Source organism: Pseudomonas hydrolytica (assembly GCF_021495345.1).
In the GTDB taxonomy this organism is placed as follows: Bacteria; Pseudomonadota; Gammaproteobacteria; order Pseudomonadales; family Pseudomonadaceae; genus Aquipseudomonas; species Aquipseudomonas hydrolytica.
The window spans coordinates 2,744,503-2,761,973 of the sequence record NZ_CP099397.1 but is presented as its reverse complement, the minus strand read 5'-3'; the positions used below and the strand labels follow the sequence as shown (position 1 = coordinate 2,761,973).

The following is a 17,471-nucleotide window of genomic DNA, read 5'->3' as shown; positions in this document are numbered from 1 at the left end:
GATGTGCTCCCGATGGGTAGGGGTCAGGACTGGAGGCGCTGTTGCCAGTCCCCTGTTGTCAGGGCCTGGTCGGCTGCGTGAAACGAACGGAAGTACTCGACGGACTCGCGCGATACCGGACCATCCTCGTCGGCGGTGCCGATGTAGTAACCGGCACCACTGCGTAGCACCTGAAGGGGCCGGCGTTCGCCAAGGTGGGCCAAGGCCAGGTAGCCGACGGATTCGGCGCGAGCCTGATCGACGCTGAGTGGGGCGGGTGAAGACGTATGGGGCATGAAAACCTCCCAGTTGAAGTGGAAGCACCGGCACCCGTAGGTGCTCATCCGCAGGAACGGTGCGAAACGGACTGGTTGGGTCGGCGCGGAGGATTCCACGGTGCAGCCGAGGACCCGTGCTGCGGGCATGGTGTCGACCAAGGTCGACGACGCATGGGGAGCAGCTTCGAGCGGCTAGGGGAGTGCGTCAGCGGGAAATGGGAAACCGATAGCCCCCTGATTGAAGGAGGAAGCGACCGGCACATGCAGGTGTGTGCTGGTGGAAAAAAGAACGCTCCCGAAGGAGCGTTCATGGGACAGGTCAGGCCGTGACCTCCTGCAGTTTGCCGTTGCCGTCGAAGATCAGCTGTACGACCGCCCCGGCCAGCTTCGGCTGGGAGCGCTGGCACAGCGCATCTGGCAGCAGTGCCCTGACGACGTGAGCGGCGTCTTGCGAGCAGCCTACGGCGACGAACGTGGCGAGCGTTTGCGCGTCCTCATCCTCTCGACCCTCGTTATAGAGGTCATCGAAGATGTAGTCCGAAATGAGCTCCGTGACGTTGCCAGACTTCGGCGTCAGGTAGAGCGTGTCGTCCTTGCGCAGTGCATCCACCGGATACTCGCCAGGTTCGCCTTCCAGGCTTACGATCAGGCTGTCGACCAGAACCAGCTCGGTGCATTCCGCCAGGGGCGGGCAGCTATCGCTATGGAGAATCGCGCCGTGACGGACGTTTACCTGATCCGGCGTGACGGTCTTGACCATGTGCCTCAGCCAGTGATCTGCATCGAGACGATGCTCTTCCAGCAGAAAGGCTCGTCGTGCTTCCAGATAGGTTTCCACAGCGAGGTCATTCTCCCCGTCGCGGTCGATGGACCAGACGCCTGTTTCCTCCAGCGCAACACGGGCCGCTACTCCATGTAGCGGATAGCGTTCCCAGTAGCGGTGGTATCCCGCCGGGTTGCCTTCCCAGTTACGGAACCAGGCGCGCGGAGCGAATAGCACATCGTTGAGCAGGTCTGCGTTAGACGAAGACAGGCAGGTTTCCGCGTACTGCTCGATGAATTCGTAGCCAGCCAGTCGCTCCTTGGCTTCAAGCAGTGCTTGTCGGTAGGCCTCCATGATTGCTGCTTGAATATGTCGGTGATCCTCCCACTCGTTGAGCAGGTGCTGACGATCCGGTAGGCGGGCGATCATGTCGTCGCGCAGCAGCACGATCTGATGCTTGGGGAGTGCTAGAGTCCTGCCGATGGGCAGACCCTGGAGAAAGCACCGCCATTGTGTCGGTGATGTGTCGAGATCGAGCAGAATCTGGCCTATCGGTGTTTGCCTCCATGGCAATCTCGCATCCGCCAGCGGGCGAGCGATGTTGACACCGTTGAGTGATACGGGCACCGGAAAAGCCTCGCACAGTGTGTTGAGTTGGCGCTCGACCCATTGAGGCAAGGTGAGGTGGGTTTGCGGTGATTGCACACCGTCCAATCGGATCTCGGTGCCGACCCGAGAGGGTTCGGGATATACCTCGATGGCGTCGCCGCGGATGATGGTCGCCGTGGCGGCGTTGAAGGCCTTGCTGCCTGAATGTACCGATAGATGCTCGGCGAAGTACAAGGTCGACAGGACGCCGAGACCGAATGCGTTCTCCCGCTCTTTCAAGTCGTGATCCCAGCCTGATTCGGCGATGAATATCAAGGTTTGAAGATCGGTGATACCGCAACCGTCGTCGTCGACGATGAGGGTATTGCCGTCGGCGATGACCTTGATGTGGCTGGCCTTCGCGCGGCGCGCGTTCTGCAGCAGCTCACCGAGCATTGAATGCGGGGTGAATGCGTGGCGCAAGTTGGCGATCAGTTGGTGCTGATTGGTCTGGAGACTGATAGTGCTCATGGGATGACTCCTGATAAGGGGGACGCCCGTCAAGGGCGCGTGGACGAAAGCGATAGGCGCAGGCGATGGCGGGGGCTGGCGGAGCCAGGTGCCAACGGAGAGGGAGCAGAAGGGCATCGACGCCGAGGGAAGGCGTTCATCCGCGGTGGGCGATGCGGAGCGGATTGCGCCGGTCGCTACGGGGAGTAGCGCAACCTTGAAGACCGTGGTTGCCGAGGGACGCGCTGAAGGTTCAGCGATACCTGGGAAGAGAATTGTCGGAACATGGTGGTGCGGTCATCCGACTATCGGAACTGGCCACCGGCCGCGTTCATGTCAGCGCCTGCAGCAGCCGTTGCCCGACCCAGGCGATGCAGGGCACCGCCATTGAGTTTCCGATCGCCTTGTAGCGCGGAGCATCGGCTGCTGGTTTGCCTCGGTATGGCACAGCCGTATAACCATCGGGCATGCCCTGCAGTCGCTCGCACTCCAGTGGCATCAGCCGTCGCACGTGCCACTGGAGCCAGTTCTCTGCGCGGGGATCGTTCTGCTCGTAGTGAAAGTGCGCTTCGTGGCTGGGCACCAGCACGTAGCCTTTATCGCTGCCGCCACTGCAGGCCCGCAACGTCGATGAGATACCATCCCCCAGTTCAGCGGCTAGGCCATGCTCACGGCCGCGCAGGGCCACGCTGAGCACCATTGGCATGCCCTGGCCGGGTTTGCCGCCGCCGGTGGACAATGCTCCGGCGATTTGCCCGTGGCCGGATTCCCAGCGCAGCTCCCCGCGTGAGTTCTGCGCAAACGCGATGGCCGGCATCACCTTCGTGCGTAAGGTAGGTGCCAGGTTCGCCGCTGCATCTGCGCCGAAGTCCTGGGCCGTAAACGCAATGATCGGAATGCCGCGACCCGTGCCATCCTCGCTGCAGCCTTTGCCATTGTTCGCTGTATTGAGGGTATGGCTGATGGAGCCGGTGACTGACTGAACAAGTAAGGTATCGGTCTCGAAGTCGCCTTTGGTGCCGGCCTGTGCCGTCAGGCAAGCGGCGACGTCAATCGGTCCAGTGGTGTTGCCGCCGCCGAAGCCGAAGGACACCGAAATCCTGCCGTAGGGCTGGTTCAGGTGGGCATAGTCGACTGGTTCAGCAGGGCCAGATGCAGCAGATGTGGCAACGTCTTGCCACGGTGCGCGGCCCTGCGCAGGATGCCCGAGCACGCTGTCGGACTCAAAAAGTACCTGGGTGGGATCGAGGTCCTCTCGACCACTTGCCACAAGAATGATTCGACGCCTGCGTTGGGCGACGCCGAAATATTGGGCGTCGAGCAGCCGCCACGCAACGCGGCGGCGGGGTCCAGACACACAACCTGCGTGCGTCCACCGAGCCCCTGGCGGTTCGAGTGGACTGCTTTCGCCGGCCAGTGCGCCCAAGAGACATCCGAAGGCATTGCCTCGGTCGCTAAGGACACCTGGTACGTTTTCCCAGACGTGTGCTGCCGGCGGGCGGCGGGTTTCGAGACGGGCTTGATCGATGGCATTTGCGAGCTCCACATAACTTAGGGCTAGGGCACCGCGCGGATCGTCCAGCCCATGGCGGGCACCGGCGATGCTGAACGCTTGGCAAGGGGTTCCTCCGACCAGGATGTCTGGTGCCGGTACTGTGCCGGCGAGCACCAGGTCAGCGATCCGCGTCATGTCCCCGAGGTTGGGCACCTTGGGGTAGTGGTGGGCGAGGAGCGCGCAGGGGAACGGATCGATTTCGGCGAACCAGGCTGGCTCCAGGCCGAGTGGTTGCCAGGCGAGGCTGACGGCCTCGATGCCGCTGCAGACGCTGCCGTACTGCAGTGGGGGCCTGTGGGGTTGAGAGTGCATTGGGTTATCTCCTGTTCATGGGCTTGGCGGCAATGCGCTCGCCGAACCGCTGGTTTCGGATAGGCAGGAGAAAGGTGCCGAGGGCCTGGGCCTTCGGCTGTTGAGGAAGAAACCACCTGTGAACTGATGCAGGGAGTGGCCGTCGTCAAAGCCATCCGCTGTCGATTGCACTCGACCCTTGTCGTGGCTGGGGTCGAAATCCTTCGGCACGCATCTGCGCACAAAAGGAACCCGTTGTTTCGCCGGCGGGCACCGGCGCTGAATACCGTTCGACCCGAAGGGTCTCCTGGGGGCTCGTTCTGCTATCGAGCGAGGCAAGGCACCAGGGGACCCGTCGGAACGAAAAATCAGCCAATCAGAGCGTCCGTGAGATACGGGCTGCGGATGAGTCCGCCTTCTCGTCAAACCAGCGAAACGCCGGCGACGGGCACACGTTGCAGAAGGATGGTGCGTGCTGGGTTCCTCGCGGGCGCGAGGTATGCGCATCGACCGTGGTCGATACGATGGGGGAGATGGAGTCGCGACCTATTTTGCGGTCTGTCGCGGCTTGTGTGTCGCGCTGCGTGTTGCGCTGGCTTGCTGGATGGGCAGGGTGCCTTTGCAATCGGGATAGTTGCGGCAGGACCAGAAAGGGCCAGTCTTGCCGGTGCGTTGACGGGTGGCACTGCCACACAGCGGGCAGGCGGGCCCCTCGGGCAACTTGATGGACAGGGTGGTGCCGCGATACTGCTGCACGAGCTGGGTGATCCACATGGATTGCTTCGCAACGAAGGTATCCAACGTCATGCTGCCGGATTCGATCATGTCCAGGGCCTGCTCCCAGACGGCTGTAGTGCCGGGGTCGGTAATGGCTGCTGGCACCGCATCGATGAGCGTGCAAGCCGCTTCTGATGCGCGAACGGAACGACCTTTCTTGATCAGGTAGCCACGGTCGAGCAGGCCTTTGATGATGTTGGCGCGCGTGGCCTCGGTGCCGATGCCTGTGGTTTCTTTCAGCTTCTGCTTCAACCGGGGATCAGTGACCAGCTTGGCGACGCCCTTCATGGCCTTGACCAGATCGCCCTGCGTAAAGGGCTTGGGCGGTAGTGTCTTGAGTGCTTTCAGATCGACGTGGCCGACCTGGCAGGACAGCCCTTCGCGCATGGCAGGCAACACCTGGCTGCGCGCTGTCGATTCGCTGTCCTCGTCGTCCACTTCCGGTACGGCCAGCACCTGGTGCCAGCCGGAGATGATCACCTGCTTGCCGATGGCTTGCAGATTCTGACCGCCGCACAGCAGCTGCGCGGTGGTGCGATCGAACTCGTGATGCGGTAGGAACTGCGCGAGGTAGTGCGCGCGGATCAGCTTGTAGACCGCCAGCTCCTTGTCGCTCATGGCTGATAGGTTGGCTGGCTCCAGGGTTGGAATGATGCCGTGGTGGGCCGAGACCTTGCCGTCGTTCCAGGCGCGTGAGCGCTGAGTACGGTCGAGCTGATCGAGCAACGGGCGCAGGCTGGGATCGGTGCTGAGCACGGCGGCGAGTACGGCCGGCATCTCGGCGAGCATGCTCTCGGGCAGGTAGCCAGAGTCAGAGCGCGGGTATGTCGTCGCCTTGTGCGTCTCGTAGAGGGCCTGCGCAATGTCGAGCGTTTCCTGCACGTCGAGGCCCAACTGGCGCGAACACACTTCCTGCAGAGTGCCGAGGTCGAACGGCAGCGGTGGGCCTTCGCGCACACGCTCTGTTTCGACCGAGACCACCTGGGCGCTGCTGGCAACGCGCATGCGATCGGCAGCTTGTTGCGCCACCGCCTGCTGCAGGCAACGGCCGCTGTCGTCGGTGCAGCCATCCGGCGCGATCCAGTTGGCGAGGAAGGGTTGCCCACCCGCTGATAATGCAATCTCGACGGTCCAGAACGGCACCGACACGAAGAGCGAGATCTCGCGATCGCGGGTTACCACCAGTGCCAGCGTCGGTGTCTGCACCCGGCCGACCGAGAGCACACCGTCGTAACCAGCCTGACGCCCGAGCAGGGTGAACAGGCGGCTCAGGTTCATGCCGATGAGCCAGTCGGCCCGGCTGCGAGCGAGTGCCGAGTAGTACAGCGGCAGCGTCTCGACCGAGGGCTTCAACGCGCCGAGTGCCTTGCGGATGCTCGCGTCGTTTAGCGCCGACAGCCACAGCCGTTGAATCGGCCCGCGATAGCCGCACAGGTCGATGATCTCGCGAGCGATCATCTCGCCTTCGCGATCCGCATCGGTGGCGATCACCAGTTCGGCGGCCTGGCCGACGATCTGCTTGACGATCTTGAACTGCGCGGCGGTTGCGGCCTTCGGCTCGACGCGCCAGCGCTCGGGAATGATGGGAAGCTGCTCGATGGACCAGCGCTTGTACTGCTCGCCGTATGCTTCCGGTTGCACCGCTTCGACCAAGTGACCAATGCACCAGGTCACAACTACGCCCGCTCCGCTGTAACAGCCGCTACCGCGTTGGCCCGCACCCAGGACGCGGGCGATATCCTTGCCCTGGGACGGTTTCTCGCAGAGGAACACGCGCATACAGTCTCCGGGGCGTGATGGTCATCGAATGACCCTCAGCATTCCCGTCAGCCGCGTGCGCGGCAGCAAACAACCCGGCAGCGCCGGACGCCGGCTTGTGTGCGAAGCCGTGGCCTCGTTGATGTACGAGGTCGACTCAGGTTGGTGCAGTCCTCTTTCCGCGCCCGCCGATGGCATTGGACGCGGCGGCGTGCAGCAGGCGGCGGAAGGTCGGGCATTCCATGTGGCTCGGCGCAGGGCATGCCGCGGCGTGCCGCAGCCCGTCGCGCATGGCGCTCAGCTTGCGGATGGTCCGATCCAGCTCGTTCGCCTTTGCCGCGAGCATCTGCCGGTCGATGCGTGGCTGGCCGTCCGGCGCGAACATCAGCGCGATCTCGTCGAGCGACAGACCAGCGGCACGCCCCAGCCCTATCAGCGCCAGCCGTTCCAGCACCTGCTCGTCGAACAGGCGACGAAGCCCACGCCGGCCGACCGAGGCGATCAACCCCTTCTCCTCGTAGTAGCGCAGTGTCGAAGCGGGCATGCCGGCACGCTGCGCCACCTCGCCAATATCCAGCTCTTTCACCCTCTTGACCTCAAGTTGACTTGAAGTGGCATCGTACTGCCTTCACCGTTTCAAGGCATGCAGCAGGAGGCCAAATGAGCGACGAACGTCAGGTTTACGACGATCAGGAGAAACTCTGGAACGGCCCGGCAGGCCGTGCCTGGGTCGAGGCGCAGGACGTGCTCGATGGGATGTTCCAGTCCTTCGAGGAGCACCTGGTCCAGGCGATGGCCGCGGCTTCCGGTGGCCGGGTGCTTGATGTCGGCTGCGGCACGGGCAGCACCACGCTCGCCCTTGCGCGACGGCTAGGACCGCAGGGGCGTGCAGTGGGCATCGACCTGTCGGCGTCGGTGCTGGCCCTCGCGCAGGCACGCGCCGAACGGGAAGGAGTACCCGCCGACTTCATTCGCGCCGACGCCCAGGCCCATGCCTTCGAGCCGGCCAGCTTCGACCGGATCGTGTCGCGCTTCGGTGTCATGTTCTTCGGCGATCCCGTCCGGGCTTTCGCCAACCTACGCCGCTCGGCCAAGGACGGCGCTGAACTGTGCTGCATCGCCTGGCGCAGCGCCGCCGAAAACCCGTTCATGACCACGGCCGAGCATGCCGCGGCACCGCTGCTGCCGCAGCTTCCAGTTCGCCAGCCGGGCGCACCTGGACAGTTCGCCTTCGCGGACAGGCACCGTGTTCAGGCCATCCTCGAAGAAAGCGGCTGGGCTAGCATCGACATTCGGCCCATCGACGTGGCCTGCGTGCTGCCCGAGCGGGATCTGATCCGGTATGTGAGCTGGCTCGGCCCGGTCGGCGTGATGCTGCAACAGGCGGACGAGCCAACGCGCAGCGAGGTGGTCGCCACCGTGCGCGCTGCCTTCGAGCCTTATGTGGGTGGCGCGGAAGTTCGCTTCACCGCCGCCTGCTGGTGGGTGGGGGCTACGGCATCCAGATAGGGGATGCTATGTGGACAGGGCGATGCAGCGAGCTCACCGAGAGCTTCGTTCACAGAGCGCTGGAATTCGATGGAACTCAGTGGAACTATCCCCTGGGGATAGTTCCACTGAGGTATACAGCGGACATTACTCGGCTGGGTGGGCTGGATCGCTGGCGTGTTTCGGACTGAGCATCACCGACTCGATGCGGTAAGGCAGGATGCCGACGCGCCGAGCCTCGATCTTGAACGTCACGCGCTCGTTCTCGTCGGCGTCTTCCCACTCATCGCGGACGGTGCGCCCCTCCACCAGCACCCGCATGCCTTTCTGATACAACGACTGCCAGTGCTCGGCCTCGCGGTGCCACAGTTCCACGGGAGCCCAATAGCCGCCGCGATCCTCGAATCCGTCCTTGGTGGGAACGGGGTTGTCGAAATATACGTTGAGGCGCAGCAGCCGTCGCGGCTCGTCATTGCCGTTCGGAAATTCCCTGAATTCTGGCGCAGAGCCGATATTGCCCTCGCCAACGAAGTGCGTGCTCATAATGATTCCTCGGGGTGGGTGGTGCCGGTGGGTGCAGCGTGTTTGCTAACGCGCTGCAGGTAGCTCGATTCGGCCAGGGCGACTTTGCTGGCGCAGGCCTGGGCCTGGCGGCCCAGTGTGTGGAGGAGGCTGATTTGCATGTTCAGGACGATGCGCTGGACCTCCATCGCGTAGAGGTCGTCGATCAGTGTGTCGGGAGTCGCAGGGCTGGTGATCAGCGCCTGCCACAACGCCACCCCCATGGCGGAGCGATCGGGCCTGCGCCAGCGCAGAAACACGGTCCCTGCGCCAGTGGTCTGCTGGGCCAGCTCAACGGGTAGCAGGCGGAAGGGGTAGTCGACCGCCTGCGCCAGGACGCGCCGCTGTGCCAGCTTGATGAGATCGTCGCGAAGTGCGTGGCACTGGCTGGCCCATTCGGTAAGAGCCCCCTTACCTTTAAAAGGAAAGGGACGTAAAAGGCCTTTTAGAGAGGCTGCCTGTTCCAGTTTCTGGAAGTCAGCCTGTTCCAGTGGGTGAAAGCGGCGAGCTGCCGTAGAGGTCGAGGGGGGCGTCATGCTGGCGCATCCTCGCCTTCACCTGGCGCAGCCACCGGATCACCGACGTCCTCCACCGGGAAGTCGCCGGCACCGGCATCCTCTGCTTCCTGGTTTGCTGACGAGGCTAGTGCTGAGCGCCGGATGATGGGTGGCGCGTAGCGGGAGCGCAGGGTGCCTTCGAGCACGTCCTGCGGCAGTTCGCCCAGTTTCTCAATGGCTGCCCTGGCTGCGGCATTCTTGGCAGCGAAATCATCCCTGGTGCAGCCCGAGTAGCGAAACTGCTGTGCCAACGAGAACAGGCTGCGCAGTGCGTGAGCCCCTTCGTTGAGCCAGCGCTCGAGCGTTCCGCGATCGATGAGGGCGGTGTGATGCGCGAGGATCAATTTCCGCGCAAGGTCGTCGTAGTCGGCCAGCAGATACACTGCCAGGAAGCCGAGCTGCGCGTTCACGAACAACGGGAGCTTCACAGGCTGCACGTTCATGTTCTCGCCCAGCGACAGCGCTGGTGGCACGTCGGCCAGCGCCTGGTCGACCTGTTCGCGCAGGGCCTGCAACGTATCCTTGGTCTGCGTCAGCTTTTCCTCGATCCTCAGCATCCACCAGTCGGAGTAAGGGTCGTCTTGCTCGGAGCCGCGCTTGATCTTGTTGGCGATGGCGATGAAGCCGTTCAGGCCGACGATGCCGGGTTTCCCGTCGCTGGCGGCGCGGCCATGCCAAATCCTGGATGCGTGGTGGGTGTGCAGCGTCAATGCCATTGCGCTGCGCAGTGTCCCGAGATTGAGCTGCAGTGGTTTTTCGTCGTTGGCCATGAGGGCGACTCGCGGTATGGGGAACGAGTCGCCAGCTTGGGCAGCGGGAGGAAGGCGGTCAGTCAACAAACCGCACCCGATGCCAGCCGGGTTTGGCGAGCGGAAGGCTGCCTGTTGCAACTATCCCCTGGGGATAGTTCCAAGGAGTTCCAGTAGGTCGGGCTGGCGCAGCGATGGGCGATGCTGGCTGGTGGCGAGTTCGGAAGGCTGTCTGTCGCAACTATCCCCTGGGGATAGTTCCAGGGTGATCCAGGGAGGTTTCCCCAAGCCGCTATTTCTGGTTCAGCAGGGCGTGCAGATGGGCAAGGTGTGCCTGGACGACTGCGGGGTTCGCCGGTTGAGAAGGGGGCTCGGGAGGTGGGTCGCTGGCAACGGCACTGCTCTGCCCGTGTCCAGCCCATGCGTTGAATTCACCACGAATAGCGGCCTGGATGATGCCGAACAGATAGCCGGCAGGTTTACGCACCTCGCAGCTACGACAGCGCGCGGCCCATTCGTCGAGCACGGCCTGGCGCTGCCCAGTCTCGACCTGCTGCAGGGCCACCAGCGCGCCGGCCTGCTGTTCCTCCTGCAACGCCAGGAAGCGTTCAGGCATTCGCAGGCCCTGGAGTTCTCGCGCGCGCGGTACTGTACGATTTATACGATTACTTACAGTACGGTCTTGCTTCGGATTCCGAAGAGGGCCGGTTTTGCTGGCTTCCATGCCCGCTTCGGAATCCGAAGACGGCGGCTCGCCATTCCGAAGAAGGGCATTGCAGCCTTCTTCGGATTCGTGGGAAGTCTGCGCCTGTGGATAACTTTCGCCTGCGGATATACTGCCCTGGGCCATGCGCTGTGTCAGCACCTGTAGGCGTGTCGGCAGTACACGGCCGCTAAGCATCGGGTCTTCGCTGAGTTCCTGAATGGAGTAGTAGCCCACACGCTGAATCGCTTTGCTGGCGTGGTTGAGCGCGTGGCTCACCAGCCCCAGGTATTCCGGGTCAAGCTGCATGGCCTCAAAGGGCGTGAGCGGCTCGTCGTGTAGGACATAGAGGTTGCCTTTGATGCGCCCGGTCGTGGGGTCGCGCCGGCGGCGCACTAGGCTGAGCCAGCGCGTTAATCGCAGGAGTGTCAGCGCGCGCGCCACGGTTTCATGCGATGCCTGTTCGGCGCAGGGTGTCGATGCCAGGTAGGGGCGGAGCTGATCGTAAGTCGGGAACGCTGTGACCCCATCGCCGTTGAGCAGCAGTCGAAATACCTGCCATGTGTTGCGTTCCAGCGGTGTCAGACGGCGGTCGAGAAACAACGCGCGAGGCACGCTTTCATGGCGGTTGCCGCTGTAGATAAATCCATCGCTGGCTGGATTGCTGCCCTGGGTGGAGGGCAGCTGCCGCAGGGCGTTGTCGAGCAGCGTTGAAAGAGAGACGGGGCCTGTCGGCGAGACCATGGCCTTACACCAGGCCTTGGTCGATCCAGCTTCCTATCGCAGCCCATATCACGGACATGGGCAACGACAAGGCTTCGGCCAGATCCATCGTCAGCTCCAGCATCGTGCTGTCGTCATCCAGCGCGATGCCGCGCTCCGTAATGCCGGATTTCCACTGCTTCCACAGGGTCATCTCCTGTTCTTCATTCAGAACTGGATGCCGCCCCCGGCGTTTAGGCAGCTTAATGATGTCGCGGCGCAGGGCGACCTCCTGATGGGTCAGCCCGTAGAACTTGCTGACCATCTCGGTGCTGGCCCCCAGGCGCAACATGCGATCGACAGTGGCGATCTCCTGCTCGATGTCGTGCATCTGGCCGACCAAGCGCCAGAGGACGTCTGTGTTCACCGTCACAGAACACCACGGCACCTGCGCATTTGCCAGCAGGCTCACCAGGGCGGGCTGCTTCAGTACGTCCAGTTCCCGCTCGCTGAACCCCATCGACTGGCAGCGGCGAAGTTGGCCATTGCGCAGATCGTGCAGAGCCTGTGCGACGACAGCCTGATTGAGTGGATGAGGTGCCGACATGGTTCCCTCCGGCCTGTTTCAGTGGTTGGTCTCATCTGGATTGGCCTCCAGATCCAACAGCCGGCGTGCCAGCCGGACCAGACGGAACAACTTGACCAAGCCGTTATCGCTCAGGCGGGGTAGGGCTTCTGCGTCCCTGACGTCGGTTCCCAACAACAGTGCCCCGAGGCTGTCGCCCAGGCGAAGATCGTCCTGATAGGGCTCGGTGGCGTAGTGGATACTCAACGCGCGCAACAACGCCAACACCATGCGGCCGAACGTCGGTAGCGGCGTGTCCTGGTGGGGCAGCGTGCAGGTGAAACCTATACCGGCCATGACCGCTTCGATGTGGTCGACCAGTTGGGCTTCCTCGGCGATCTCCTGCGCGAATTGTGCAATGTGGATGCGCAGGCGATCTGGCGAGTCCAGCCCCGGTTCGATGTACCAGACGTCGCTGATCGGGAACAGTCCTCCGGCCTGCACGGGAATCGCCTGAAGCACGTTATCCGTGAAGGTGGGTAGAGGCTCGCCGGTGTGTTCGGCGACCATCTTCTGGATAGCTTGCAGCCGATCGGTATTGTCGGCAGGTGAGACGATGTGCCCCTGCAGGCGTACTTCGTTATCCCCCTCATTGGGGGACGCGACTGGCTCCCGAGTCTGTACTGGTGATAGCGGTAGGGTGGGGGCGTTAGGTGCGGTTCCCGAAGTATCTGCTGCAGTGCCATGGTCGCGAGCGGCGTCCGGCGGGGGAGTGGATGCACTGTCGGTTTTGATGACGGTCGCGGCTTCGATTGGCGGCAGTGGTGGGCTGTTTACCGCGCGCTGACGGTGCTCGGTGCTGTCGACGTCAAGCTCCAGCACGTTGTAGTCGATACCGAGCAGCTCCGACATCTGACCGATCAGTTCGTCTTGAACCCGGCCGCCAGAAAAAGAGCTTGGCTGTCCATCGAATGGTGCGAGGACGTCGTGGAATAGCGTCTCGAAATCAGTGACCAACTCCTTGCCGCACGCATATTTTTCCCAGGTCAGTTCGGCGGCCTTGCGCAATACCGCCAACCGTTCGACTTGATGCCTCCCCAAACCGTTGTACAACACGTTGGGAATGGTGGGCAGCAGGTAGCGTACGGTGTCTTGCATACGACTGATGTGGGACTGCGGAACCGGGTAGCCATCGGCGCTGAGGCGGCGAGCAAGTTCCGACTGCGACAGCGGCTTGCCGCTTTCGAGTTCGTACAGTTCCCTGGCCTTCTCGACACCGAGCGCGCGCTCGATGAATGTCAGGCCGCCACGGAGCTCGTTTTCCGCCAGGTGCCCGGTCAGCGCGATGATTTCGCCACGTTCGGGCCAAGGGCGGAACAAGCAGTAGATGCGGAAGAATTGTTCCTCCTTCGTTTCGGACCACAACTCCCGCAGGATGGCGAGCCTGGTGTTGCCACCGTTACGAATGATGAAATGGTTGGCACCAGGACGCCGGGTGATCGGCGGGGGAGCATCGAGGCCACGCTCGCGGATGGAGGCTTTTATGTCGTCGTAGAGCGGATTGCGCGTCAGGCGTGGATCGAGCTCATACGGAAGCAGATCGTCGAGCGTGACGACCATCGGGGTGTCGGTAACCGGGTCGCTCAACACCTTCGCGACAGGGCCGGAACGGGAGAAGCCTTCGGCCATCAGCTTGCCGGCCATTTCCTGGGGAGAGACATTAACCATTCAGGTCTCCCTGCAGGCTCCGTGCTGCCCGGCGAAGACGCGCCCAGGCGTTTTGGCTTGCCCCGTGATCGCTCGCCGTTGAGCTGGTGAAGATCGGCGGCAGGCCAGATTTCATGAATTTCAGGTGCCCTCCCTGTGTGCGGCGGACTTCCCAGCCCTCACTCAAGGCGAATTCAACCAGCGGCAGTAGCCGCTTGTGACCGCGGCAGAGCTCATAAGCGTTCGACATCTGAGTGCCTCCTGCCAGTTCGGCCAGTTACACCGGCAAACTGCTCCTGCCATTGCGGAAAAAGCTCGTTCGCGAGGGCCCGCATGGTCTCCAGGGCCGCCGGTGCCTGACGCCCAGTCGGGCGTCGATACTCGACCCTGTGTACTGGCTGGCTCGATGTCGCGGCGCGAGGGAAAGCCTCGATGGCGGGTATCTCGGTGAGCAGTATCTGGACTTCGTGATGCTCACGAAAAATCAGCCGCAGCGTCTGCTGAACCAGCTTGGCGTTCGACGAGATCGCTGGCACGCGGTTGAGCAGCAAATGCAGTGGCGGAGGCTGGATACCTAGATAGCGGTAGGGGGCGATTGCATCGATCAGTTGCAGCGTGCCTCGCTGCAGTTCCCGGGCAGCGAGGATTTCCGGGGTGATCGGGGAGACGGCCATGTCTGCGGCGAGCATGGCCATCTCCAGCATGACGCTGCGCGCGCCTTGTGTATCGATCAGCACCAGGTCGTAGTGCGGTCGGAACAACGGTAGCAGGTTGCGCAGGCGCAAGCGCCCGTCTGCAGCATGCAGAAGCAGTGTGCCCAGTTGCTGGTGTTCGTCGTTGGACAGCACCACATCCAGACCCGTGACGGTCGTGTGCGATACCAGCTGTGGCAGTGCTTGCTCGTTGAATGCCAGCAGCTCGTAGATGCCGCCGGCGGAGCGGTGGGTGAGTTCGTAGTAGGACGACAACGTGGGCTGCACGTCGAGATCGATCAGCAGCACCCGCAGGCCTGCATCAGCAATAAAGCCTCCCAGGTTGGCGGCGACGGTGGTTTTACCGACTCCACCCTTCGTCGAAATGATGGCGATCACTTGCATGGCTCGCTCCTTGTCCGTAATGGAGCGGCGTCAAACGCGCTCTTTGAGGCGTTCGGTGATCCAGGCGTCAATTTCGGCGGAATCCCAGCCGACGGCGCGAATACCCAGGCGTAACGCTTTCGGGAATTTGCCGGCTTTCATCAAGCCATAGATGTGTGCGCGCTTGAAGCCCGTTTTGGCTTCAACTTCGGCGCGGCGGAGAATGCGGCGATCCGCAACAACTTGCTCAGACATGGTGGTCACTCCTTGATGCTTGATAGCACTCGTAAGGCGTGACCCGTAGTAGAGGAGCGTCACTCCATTGGCGCATCAAACAATCGGATCGTGCTGACCACCGGATTCATCAAAACACCTGCTCCGATGCCCTACTGACTTTGATGGCATACACCGTCAAGCCGACCCGTGAGCGTTCCATGTTGGTAGCACCCTGGGGACAATCAAGACCAAAAAGGATCAGTCTTCTTCTGCTGCGATAACGAATGGTTATGTCAGTATCTTTTCGTCATTGAGCTGACGAAAAAAGTCATGCACGGGTCAAAAGGGGGACTCATCTCGTGTAGAAAGGTCACTGGTAGCAAGTATCCGACCAGCAAAGGCATTGTGGCCTGGCCTTCGTTCTGCAACGGCGTGACCTTTGCGGTCAGGGGTATGACGAAAACAAAACGACCCTGGCGATAAGAACCAGGGCCATACTAACTGTTTTGAGAAAGCGTATTAGGCAGTAATCACCTCACCAACTTGCTGGGCACGGGCGAAAAATCTGCTCAATGCTGCCGATGGGGGCTGGTCGAGCATGGTAATGAACGTCGCCGCGCTGGGGACATCGTCGGTTGTTGGGCGGATGACGACGTCGGGGTGGCTATACAGGGTGATTTGTGATTCCAGTCCAACACCGATGCCATAACCCGCCGCAACCAGCATCATCATCGGCTCGTGCCCTGATACATATTCGGCTATCGAGGGCGCAGGCAGCGCGTACTCGCAAAACCAGCGGCGAATGATATTGTATCCACCCGAGCATCGCTCGGGATGGCAAAGAATCAGGGCATGCCGGGCCACCTCTTGGAGGGGGATCTTCTCTAGAGAGAGGAGGGGGTGATTCCGGGGGACGGCGATGGCGGGGCGATCTGTCCAGACAACTTCCTTGAAGAGTTCGCTGCCGAGCTCGGTGTGCACGGTGAAGCCGGCATCGATCTGGTCGTGCACCAGTGCGTTGACCATCTCCTTGGCGGTCATTTCGATGATTCTCACTTCGGTGAGAGGTTCCTCCTCACGGCAACGGGCCAGTAACTGTGTCAATCGGGGCTGTGCGAGGCCATCGGTCAGGGCTATGCGCAGTCGGCCGCGGTATCCTCGCTCAGCAGCATGCACGCGAGTACGGGCCCCTTCCATGAAAGCAAGCATTCGACGTGCCTCCTCACGGAAGACTTCACCGGCCCAAGTCAGCCGGATGTGTCCCCTGACGCGATTGAACAGGCGAGCCCCCAGCTCCGCTTCCAGCTCCTTAATGGCCCGAGCGAGGGGGGAGGGTTCGATATGAACTCTGGCGGCTGCCCGCGAGAAGCTCAGTTCTTCAGCGACGACGAGGAAGTAGTGCAGGTGACGTATCTTCATAATACAGCAGCCTCCTTACTGTTCCGTGGTGTTTCCCATAGGGACAGAGCGTCACCATTGGCTCCTGGGGGAGGACCGCGTGGTTCGTCGTTTGAGAGTCGGTCATTGAGGTTCCTTGGTGATTTCTGGCCCTTGCCTGGTAACTACTCAAGCAGACATTTGAGGGAATTACCGATAGCAATTCGCAATGGCCTCCGTCGATGGAGCCGCCATCTGTCGGGATTGGGCGCTGTGTCGCAGTTGGAGAGGAGCCGGCAGGTGCGGGAGGAGGGCCCTGGTAGATGCGGAACAGACGTCAGTAGCTGCCCCTGGCCTGTCCTGGAAAGAAAAATTGGCGCGGGGGTTGCCTGGGCGTCCAAACAAGTCCATAATTGCGTCCGCTGCCGACAAGGTGGTTGCGGAAAACTCTTTACAATCAAAGAGTTATGAGCTAGATTCTAGTCTCGTTTCCCGCTCCAGATTTTAGAAATGCTGCTCAGGCAGGGTTTCATACGAAGTTCCAGGTCCCCTTCGTCTAGTGGCCTAGGACACCGCCCTTTCACGGCGGTAACAGGGGTTCGAGTCCCCTAGGGGACGCCACTTCAAGTTGTACTGCGGGAATAGCTCAGTTGGTAGAGCACGACCTTGCCAAGGTCGGGGTCGCGAGTTCGAGTCTCGTTTCCCGCTCCAAATAAACGAAAACGCCGCTCAATCGAGCGGCGTTTTCGTTTCTGCCGTTTGCACAATGAAAAAGGCCCGCCGGTTAGCCGTGCGGGCCTTTTGTCTGTCGGCCGGTCAGTGTTTGGCGCCGTCGGTGGGCAGGGCCAGCAGCTGCTTTTCCTGATTCCAGTCGAACGGCTCGTCGTTCTCTTCGGCTTCGAAGCGGCGCTCGTCGAGGGCCTGGTACAGGGCGATCTCCTCGTCCGGCATGAAGTGCAGGCAGTCGCCGCCGAAGAACCACAGCAGGTCGCGTGGCACCAGGTGGGCGATCTGCGGGTAGCGGTGAAACACCTGACTGATCAGGTCCTGGCCGAGGTACTGGCTGGACACCGGGTCGCTCGGCAGTTCGGCGAGCAGTTCGTCGTAGCGTTCGATAAACAGGGCATGGCTGTCGTCGAGCACCTGTTCGGCTTCACCCAGGGCAACGAGGATGCCGCGCAGGTGGTTGAGCAGGGCGAGGTGGTGTTCGAGATGGCTGGCCATGTAGCAGTGTCCTGAAAGGTAAAACGGGCGCAGGAGTATAGAGTTCC

The 17,471-nt window shown here is 62.0% G+C and carries 17 protein-coding genes and 2 tRNA genes; 3 read left to right on the top strand and 16 right to left on the bottom strand.

Annotated elements, in window-relative coordinates:
• Positions 1-23: 23 nt before the first annotated feature.
• The 5 genes from L1F06_RS12775 to L1F06_RS12755 all read right to left on the bottom strand — a co-directional run bounded on the left by L1F06_RS12775 (position 24) and on the right by L1F06_RS12755 (position 7,085).
• Positions 24-275, bottom strand: coding sequence for a hypothetical protein (locus L1F06_RS12775; RefSeq protein WP_129482371.1), 252 nt, complete (start codon positions 273-275; stop codon positions 24-26).
• A gap of 301 nt (positions 276-576) precedes the next feature.
• Positions 577-2,139 (bottom strand): ATP-binding protein, encoded by a 1,563-nt coding sequence (locus L1F06_RS12770; RefSeq protein WP_129482372.1) that lies wholly within the window; start codon positions 2,137-2,139, stop codon positions 577-579.
• Positions 2,140-2,449: 310 nt separating this feature from the next.
• A complete protein-coding gene (locus L1F06_RS12765; protein ID WP_129482373.1) occupies positions 2,450-3,985 on the bottom strand; it encodes a DNA cytosine methyltransferase in 1,536 nt (511 codons plus the stop codon).
• Between the two features lie 525 nt (positions 3,986-4,510).
• A complete protein-coding gene (locus L1F06_RS12760) occupies positions 4,511-6,520 on the bottom strand; it encodes a DNA topoisomerase III (RefSeq protein ID WP_129482374.1) in 2,010 nt (669 codons plus the stop codon).
• Positions 6,521-6,656: 136 nt separating this feature from the next.
• On the bottom strand, positions 6,657-7,085 hold the full coding sequence (locus L1F06_RS12755) for a helix-turn-helix domain-containing protein (protein ID WP_129482375.1): 429 nt from the start codon (positions 7,083-7,085) through the stop codon (positions 6,657-6,659).
• A 74-nt stretch (positions 7,086-7,159) separates the two neighbouring features.
• On the opposite strand from L1F06_RS12755, the gene L1F06_RS12750 reads away from it, so the two are divergent.
• The gene (locus L1F06_RS12750; RefSeq protein WP_129482376.1) at positions 7,160-8,008 is read left to right on the top strand and encodes a class I SAM-dependent methyltransferase; all 849 of its coding nucleotides are present in this window, start codon (positions 7,160-7,162) and stop codon (positions 8,006-8,008) included.
• Positions 8,009-8,134: 126 nt separating this feature from the next.
• On the opposite strand, the gene L1F06_RS12745 is transcribed toward L1F06_RS12750, so the two are convergent.
• The 10 genes from L1F06_RS12745 to L1F06_RS12700 all read right to left on the bottom strand — a co-directional run bounded on the left by L1F06_RS12745 (position 8,135) and on the right by L1F06_RS12700 (position 16,242).
• The gene (locus L1F06_RS12745; RefSeq protein WP_129482377.1) at positions 8,135-8,530 is read right to left on the bottom strand and encodes a single-stranded DNA-binding protein; all 396 of its coding nucleotides are present in this window, start codon (positions 8,528-8,530) and stop codon (positions 8,135-8,137) included.
• Positions 8,527-9,084 (bottom strand): DUF3158 family protein, encoded by a 558-nt coding sequence (locus L1F06_RS12740; RefSeq protein WP_129482378.1) that lies wholly within the window; start codon positions 9,082-9,084, stop codon positions 8,527-8,529. Before L1F06_RS12740 ends, L1F06_RS12745 begins: the two co-directional genes overlap by 4 nt.
• On the bottom strand, positions 9,081-9,875 hold the full coding sequence (locus tag L1F06_RS12735; protein ID WP_129482379.1) for a PFL_4669 family integrating conjugative element protein: 795 nt from the start codon (positions 9,873-9,875) through the stop codon (positions 9,081-9,083). The genes L1F06_RS12740 and L1F06_RS12735 overlap by 4 nt, the downstream gene beginning before the upstream one ends.
• A gap of 271 nt (positions 9,876-10,146) precedes the next feature.
• A complete protein-coding gene (locus tag L1F06_RS12730; protein ID WP_129482380.1) occupies positions 10,147-11,301 on the bottom strand; it encodes an STY4528 family pathogenicity island replication protein in 1,155 nt (384 codons plus the stop codon).
• 4 nt (positions 11,302-11,305) lie between these two features.
• On the bottom strand, positions 11,306-11,866 hold the full coding sequence (locus L1F06_RS12725; protein ID WP_129482381.1) for a DUF2857 domain-containing protein: 561 nt from the start codon (positions 11,864-11,866) through the stop codon (positions 11,306-11,308).
• An 18-nt stretch (positions 11,867-11,884) separates the two neighbouring features.
• Positions 11,885-13,552 carry a ParB family protein gene (locus tag L1F06_RS12720; protein ID WP_129482382.1) on the bottom strand — a complete coding sequence of 556 codons (1,668 nt, stop codon included), beginning with the start codon at positions 13,550-13,552 and terminating at the stop codon, positions 11,885-11,887.
• Positions 13,545-13,781 carry a type II toxin-antitoxin system HicA family toxin gene (locus L1F06_RS12715; protein WP_129482383.1) on the bottom strand — a complete coding sequence of 79 codons (237 nt, stop codon included), beginning with the start codon at positions 13,779-13,781 and terminating at the stop codon, positions 13,545-13,547. Before L1F06_RS12715 ends, L1F06_RS12720 begins: the two co-directional genes overlap by 8 nt.
• A complete protein-coding gene (locus L1F06_RS12710; RefSeq protein WP_129482384.1) occupies positions 13,765-14,628 on the bottom strand; it encodes a ParA family protein in 864 nt (287 codons plus the stop codon). The genes L1F06_RS12715 and L1F06_RS12710 overlap by 17 nt, the downstream gene beginning before the upstream one ends.
• A gap of 30 nt (positions 14,629-14,658) precedes the next feature.
• Positions 14,659-14,862, bottom strand: coding sequence for an AlpA family transcriptional regulator (locus L1F06_RS12705; protein WP_129482385.1), 204 nt, complete (start codon positions 14,860-14,862; stop codon positions 14,659-14,661).
• A 480-nt stretch (positions 14,863-15,342) separates the two neighbouring features.
• The gene (locus L1F06_RS12700) at positions 15,343-16,242 is read right to left on the bottom strand and encodes a LysR family transcriptional regulator (RefSeq protein WP_129482386.1); all 900 of its coding nucleotides are present in this window, start codon (positions 16,240-16,242) and stop codon (positions 15,343-15,345) included.
• Between the two features lie 503 nt (positions 16,243-16,745).
• Here L1F06_RS12700 and L1F06_RS12695 point away from each other — a divergent pair.
• Both L1F06_RS12695 and L1F06_RS12690 read left to right on the top strand, forming a co-directional pair.
• A tRNA-Glu gene (locus L1F06_RS12695) sits at positions 16,746-16,821 on the top strand.
• 14 nt (positions 16,822-16,835) lie between these two features.
• A tRNA-Gly gene (locus tag L1F06_RS12690) sits at positions 16,836-16,911 on the top strand.
• Positions 16,912-17,016: 105 nt separating this feature from the next.
• On the opposite strand, the gene L1F06_RS12685 is transcribed toward L1F06_RS12690, so the two are convergent.
• Positions 17,017-17,424 carry a PA2817 family protein gene (locus tag L1F06_RS12685; RefSeq protein ID WP_003239888.1) on the bottom strand — a complete coding sequence of 136 codons (408 nt, stop codon included), beginning with the start codon at positions 17,422-17,424 and terminating at the stop codon, positions 17,017-17,019.
• Positions 17,425-17,471: the final 47 nt, after the last annotated feature.

Coding starts and splice junctions, on each gene's coding strand:
- L1F06_RS12705 (WP_129482385.1), bottom strand. CDS start 14,862: ATGTCTGAGCAAGTTGTTGCGGATCGCCGCATTCTCCGCCGCGCCGAA.
- L1F06_RS12685 (WP_003239888.1), bottom strand. CDS start 17,424: ATGGCCAGCCATCTCGAACACCACCTCGCCCTGCTCAACCACCTGCGC.
- L1F06_RS12740 (WP_129482378.1), bottom strand. CDS start 9,084: ATGACGCCCCCCTCGACCTCTACGGCAGCTCGCCGCTTTCACCCACTG.
- L1F06_RS12725 (WP_129482381.1), bottom strand. CDS start 11,866: ATGTCGGCACCTCATCCACTCAATCAGGCTGTCGTCGCACAGGCTCTG.
- L1F06_RS12710 (WP_129482384.1), bottom strand. CDS start 14,628: ATGCAAGTGATCGCCATCATTTCGACGAAGGGTGGAGTCGGTAAAACC.
- L1F06_RS12720 (WP_129482382.1), bottom strand. CDS start 13,552: ATGGTTAATGTCTCTCCCCAGGAAATGGCCGGCAAGCTGATGGCCGAA.
- L1F06_RS12700 (WP_129482386.1), bottom strand. CDS start 16,242: ATGAAGATACGTCACCTGCACTACTTCCTCGTCGTCGCTGAAGAACTG.
- L1F06_RS12765 (WP_129482373.1), bottom strand. CDS start 3,985: ATGCACTCTCAACCCCACAGGCCCCCACTGCAGTACGGCAGCGTCTGC.
- L1F06_RS12730 (WP_129482380.1), bottom strand. CDS start 11,301: ATGGTCTCGCCGACAGGCCCCGTCTCTCTTTCAACGCTGCTCGACAAC.
- L1F06_RS12770 (WP_129482372.1), bottom strand. CDS start 2,139: ATGAGCACTATCAGTCTCCAGACCAATCAGCACCAACTGATCGCCAAC.
- L1F06_RS12715 (WP_129482383.1), bottom strand. CDS start 13,781: ATGTCGAACGCTTATGAGCTCTGCCGCGGTCACAAGCGGCTACTGCCG.
- L1F06_RS12750 (WP_129482376.1), top strand. CDS start 7,160: ATGAGCGACGAACGTCAGGTTTACGACGATCAGGAGAAACTCTGGAAC.
- L1F06_RS12745 (WP_129482377.1), bottom strand. CDS start 8,530: ATGAGCACGCACTTCGTTGGCGAGGGCAATATCGGCTCTGCGCCAGAA.
- L1F06_RS12735 (WP_129482379.1), bottom strand. CDS start 9,875: ATGGCCAACGACGAAAAACCACTGCAGCTCAATCTCGGGACACTGCGC.
- L1F06_RS12760 (WP_129482374.1), bottom strand. CDS start 6,520: ATGCGCGTGTTCCTCTGCGAGAAACCGTCCCAGGGCAAGGATATCGCC.
- L1F06_RS12775 (WP_129482371.1), bottom strand. CDS start 275: ATGCCCCATACGTCTTCACCCGCCCCACTCAGCGTCGATCAGGCTCGC.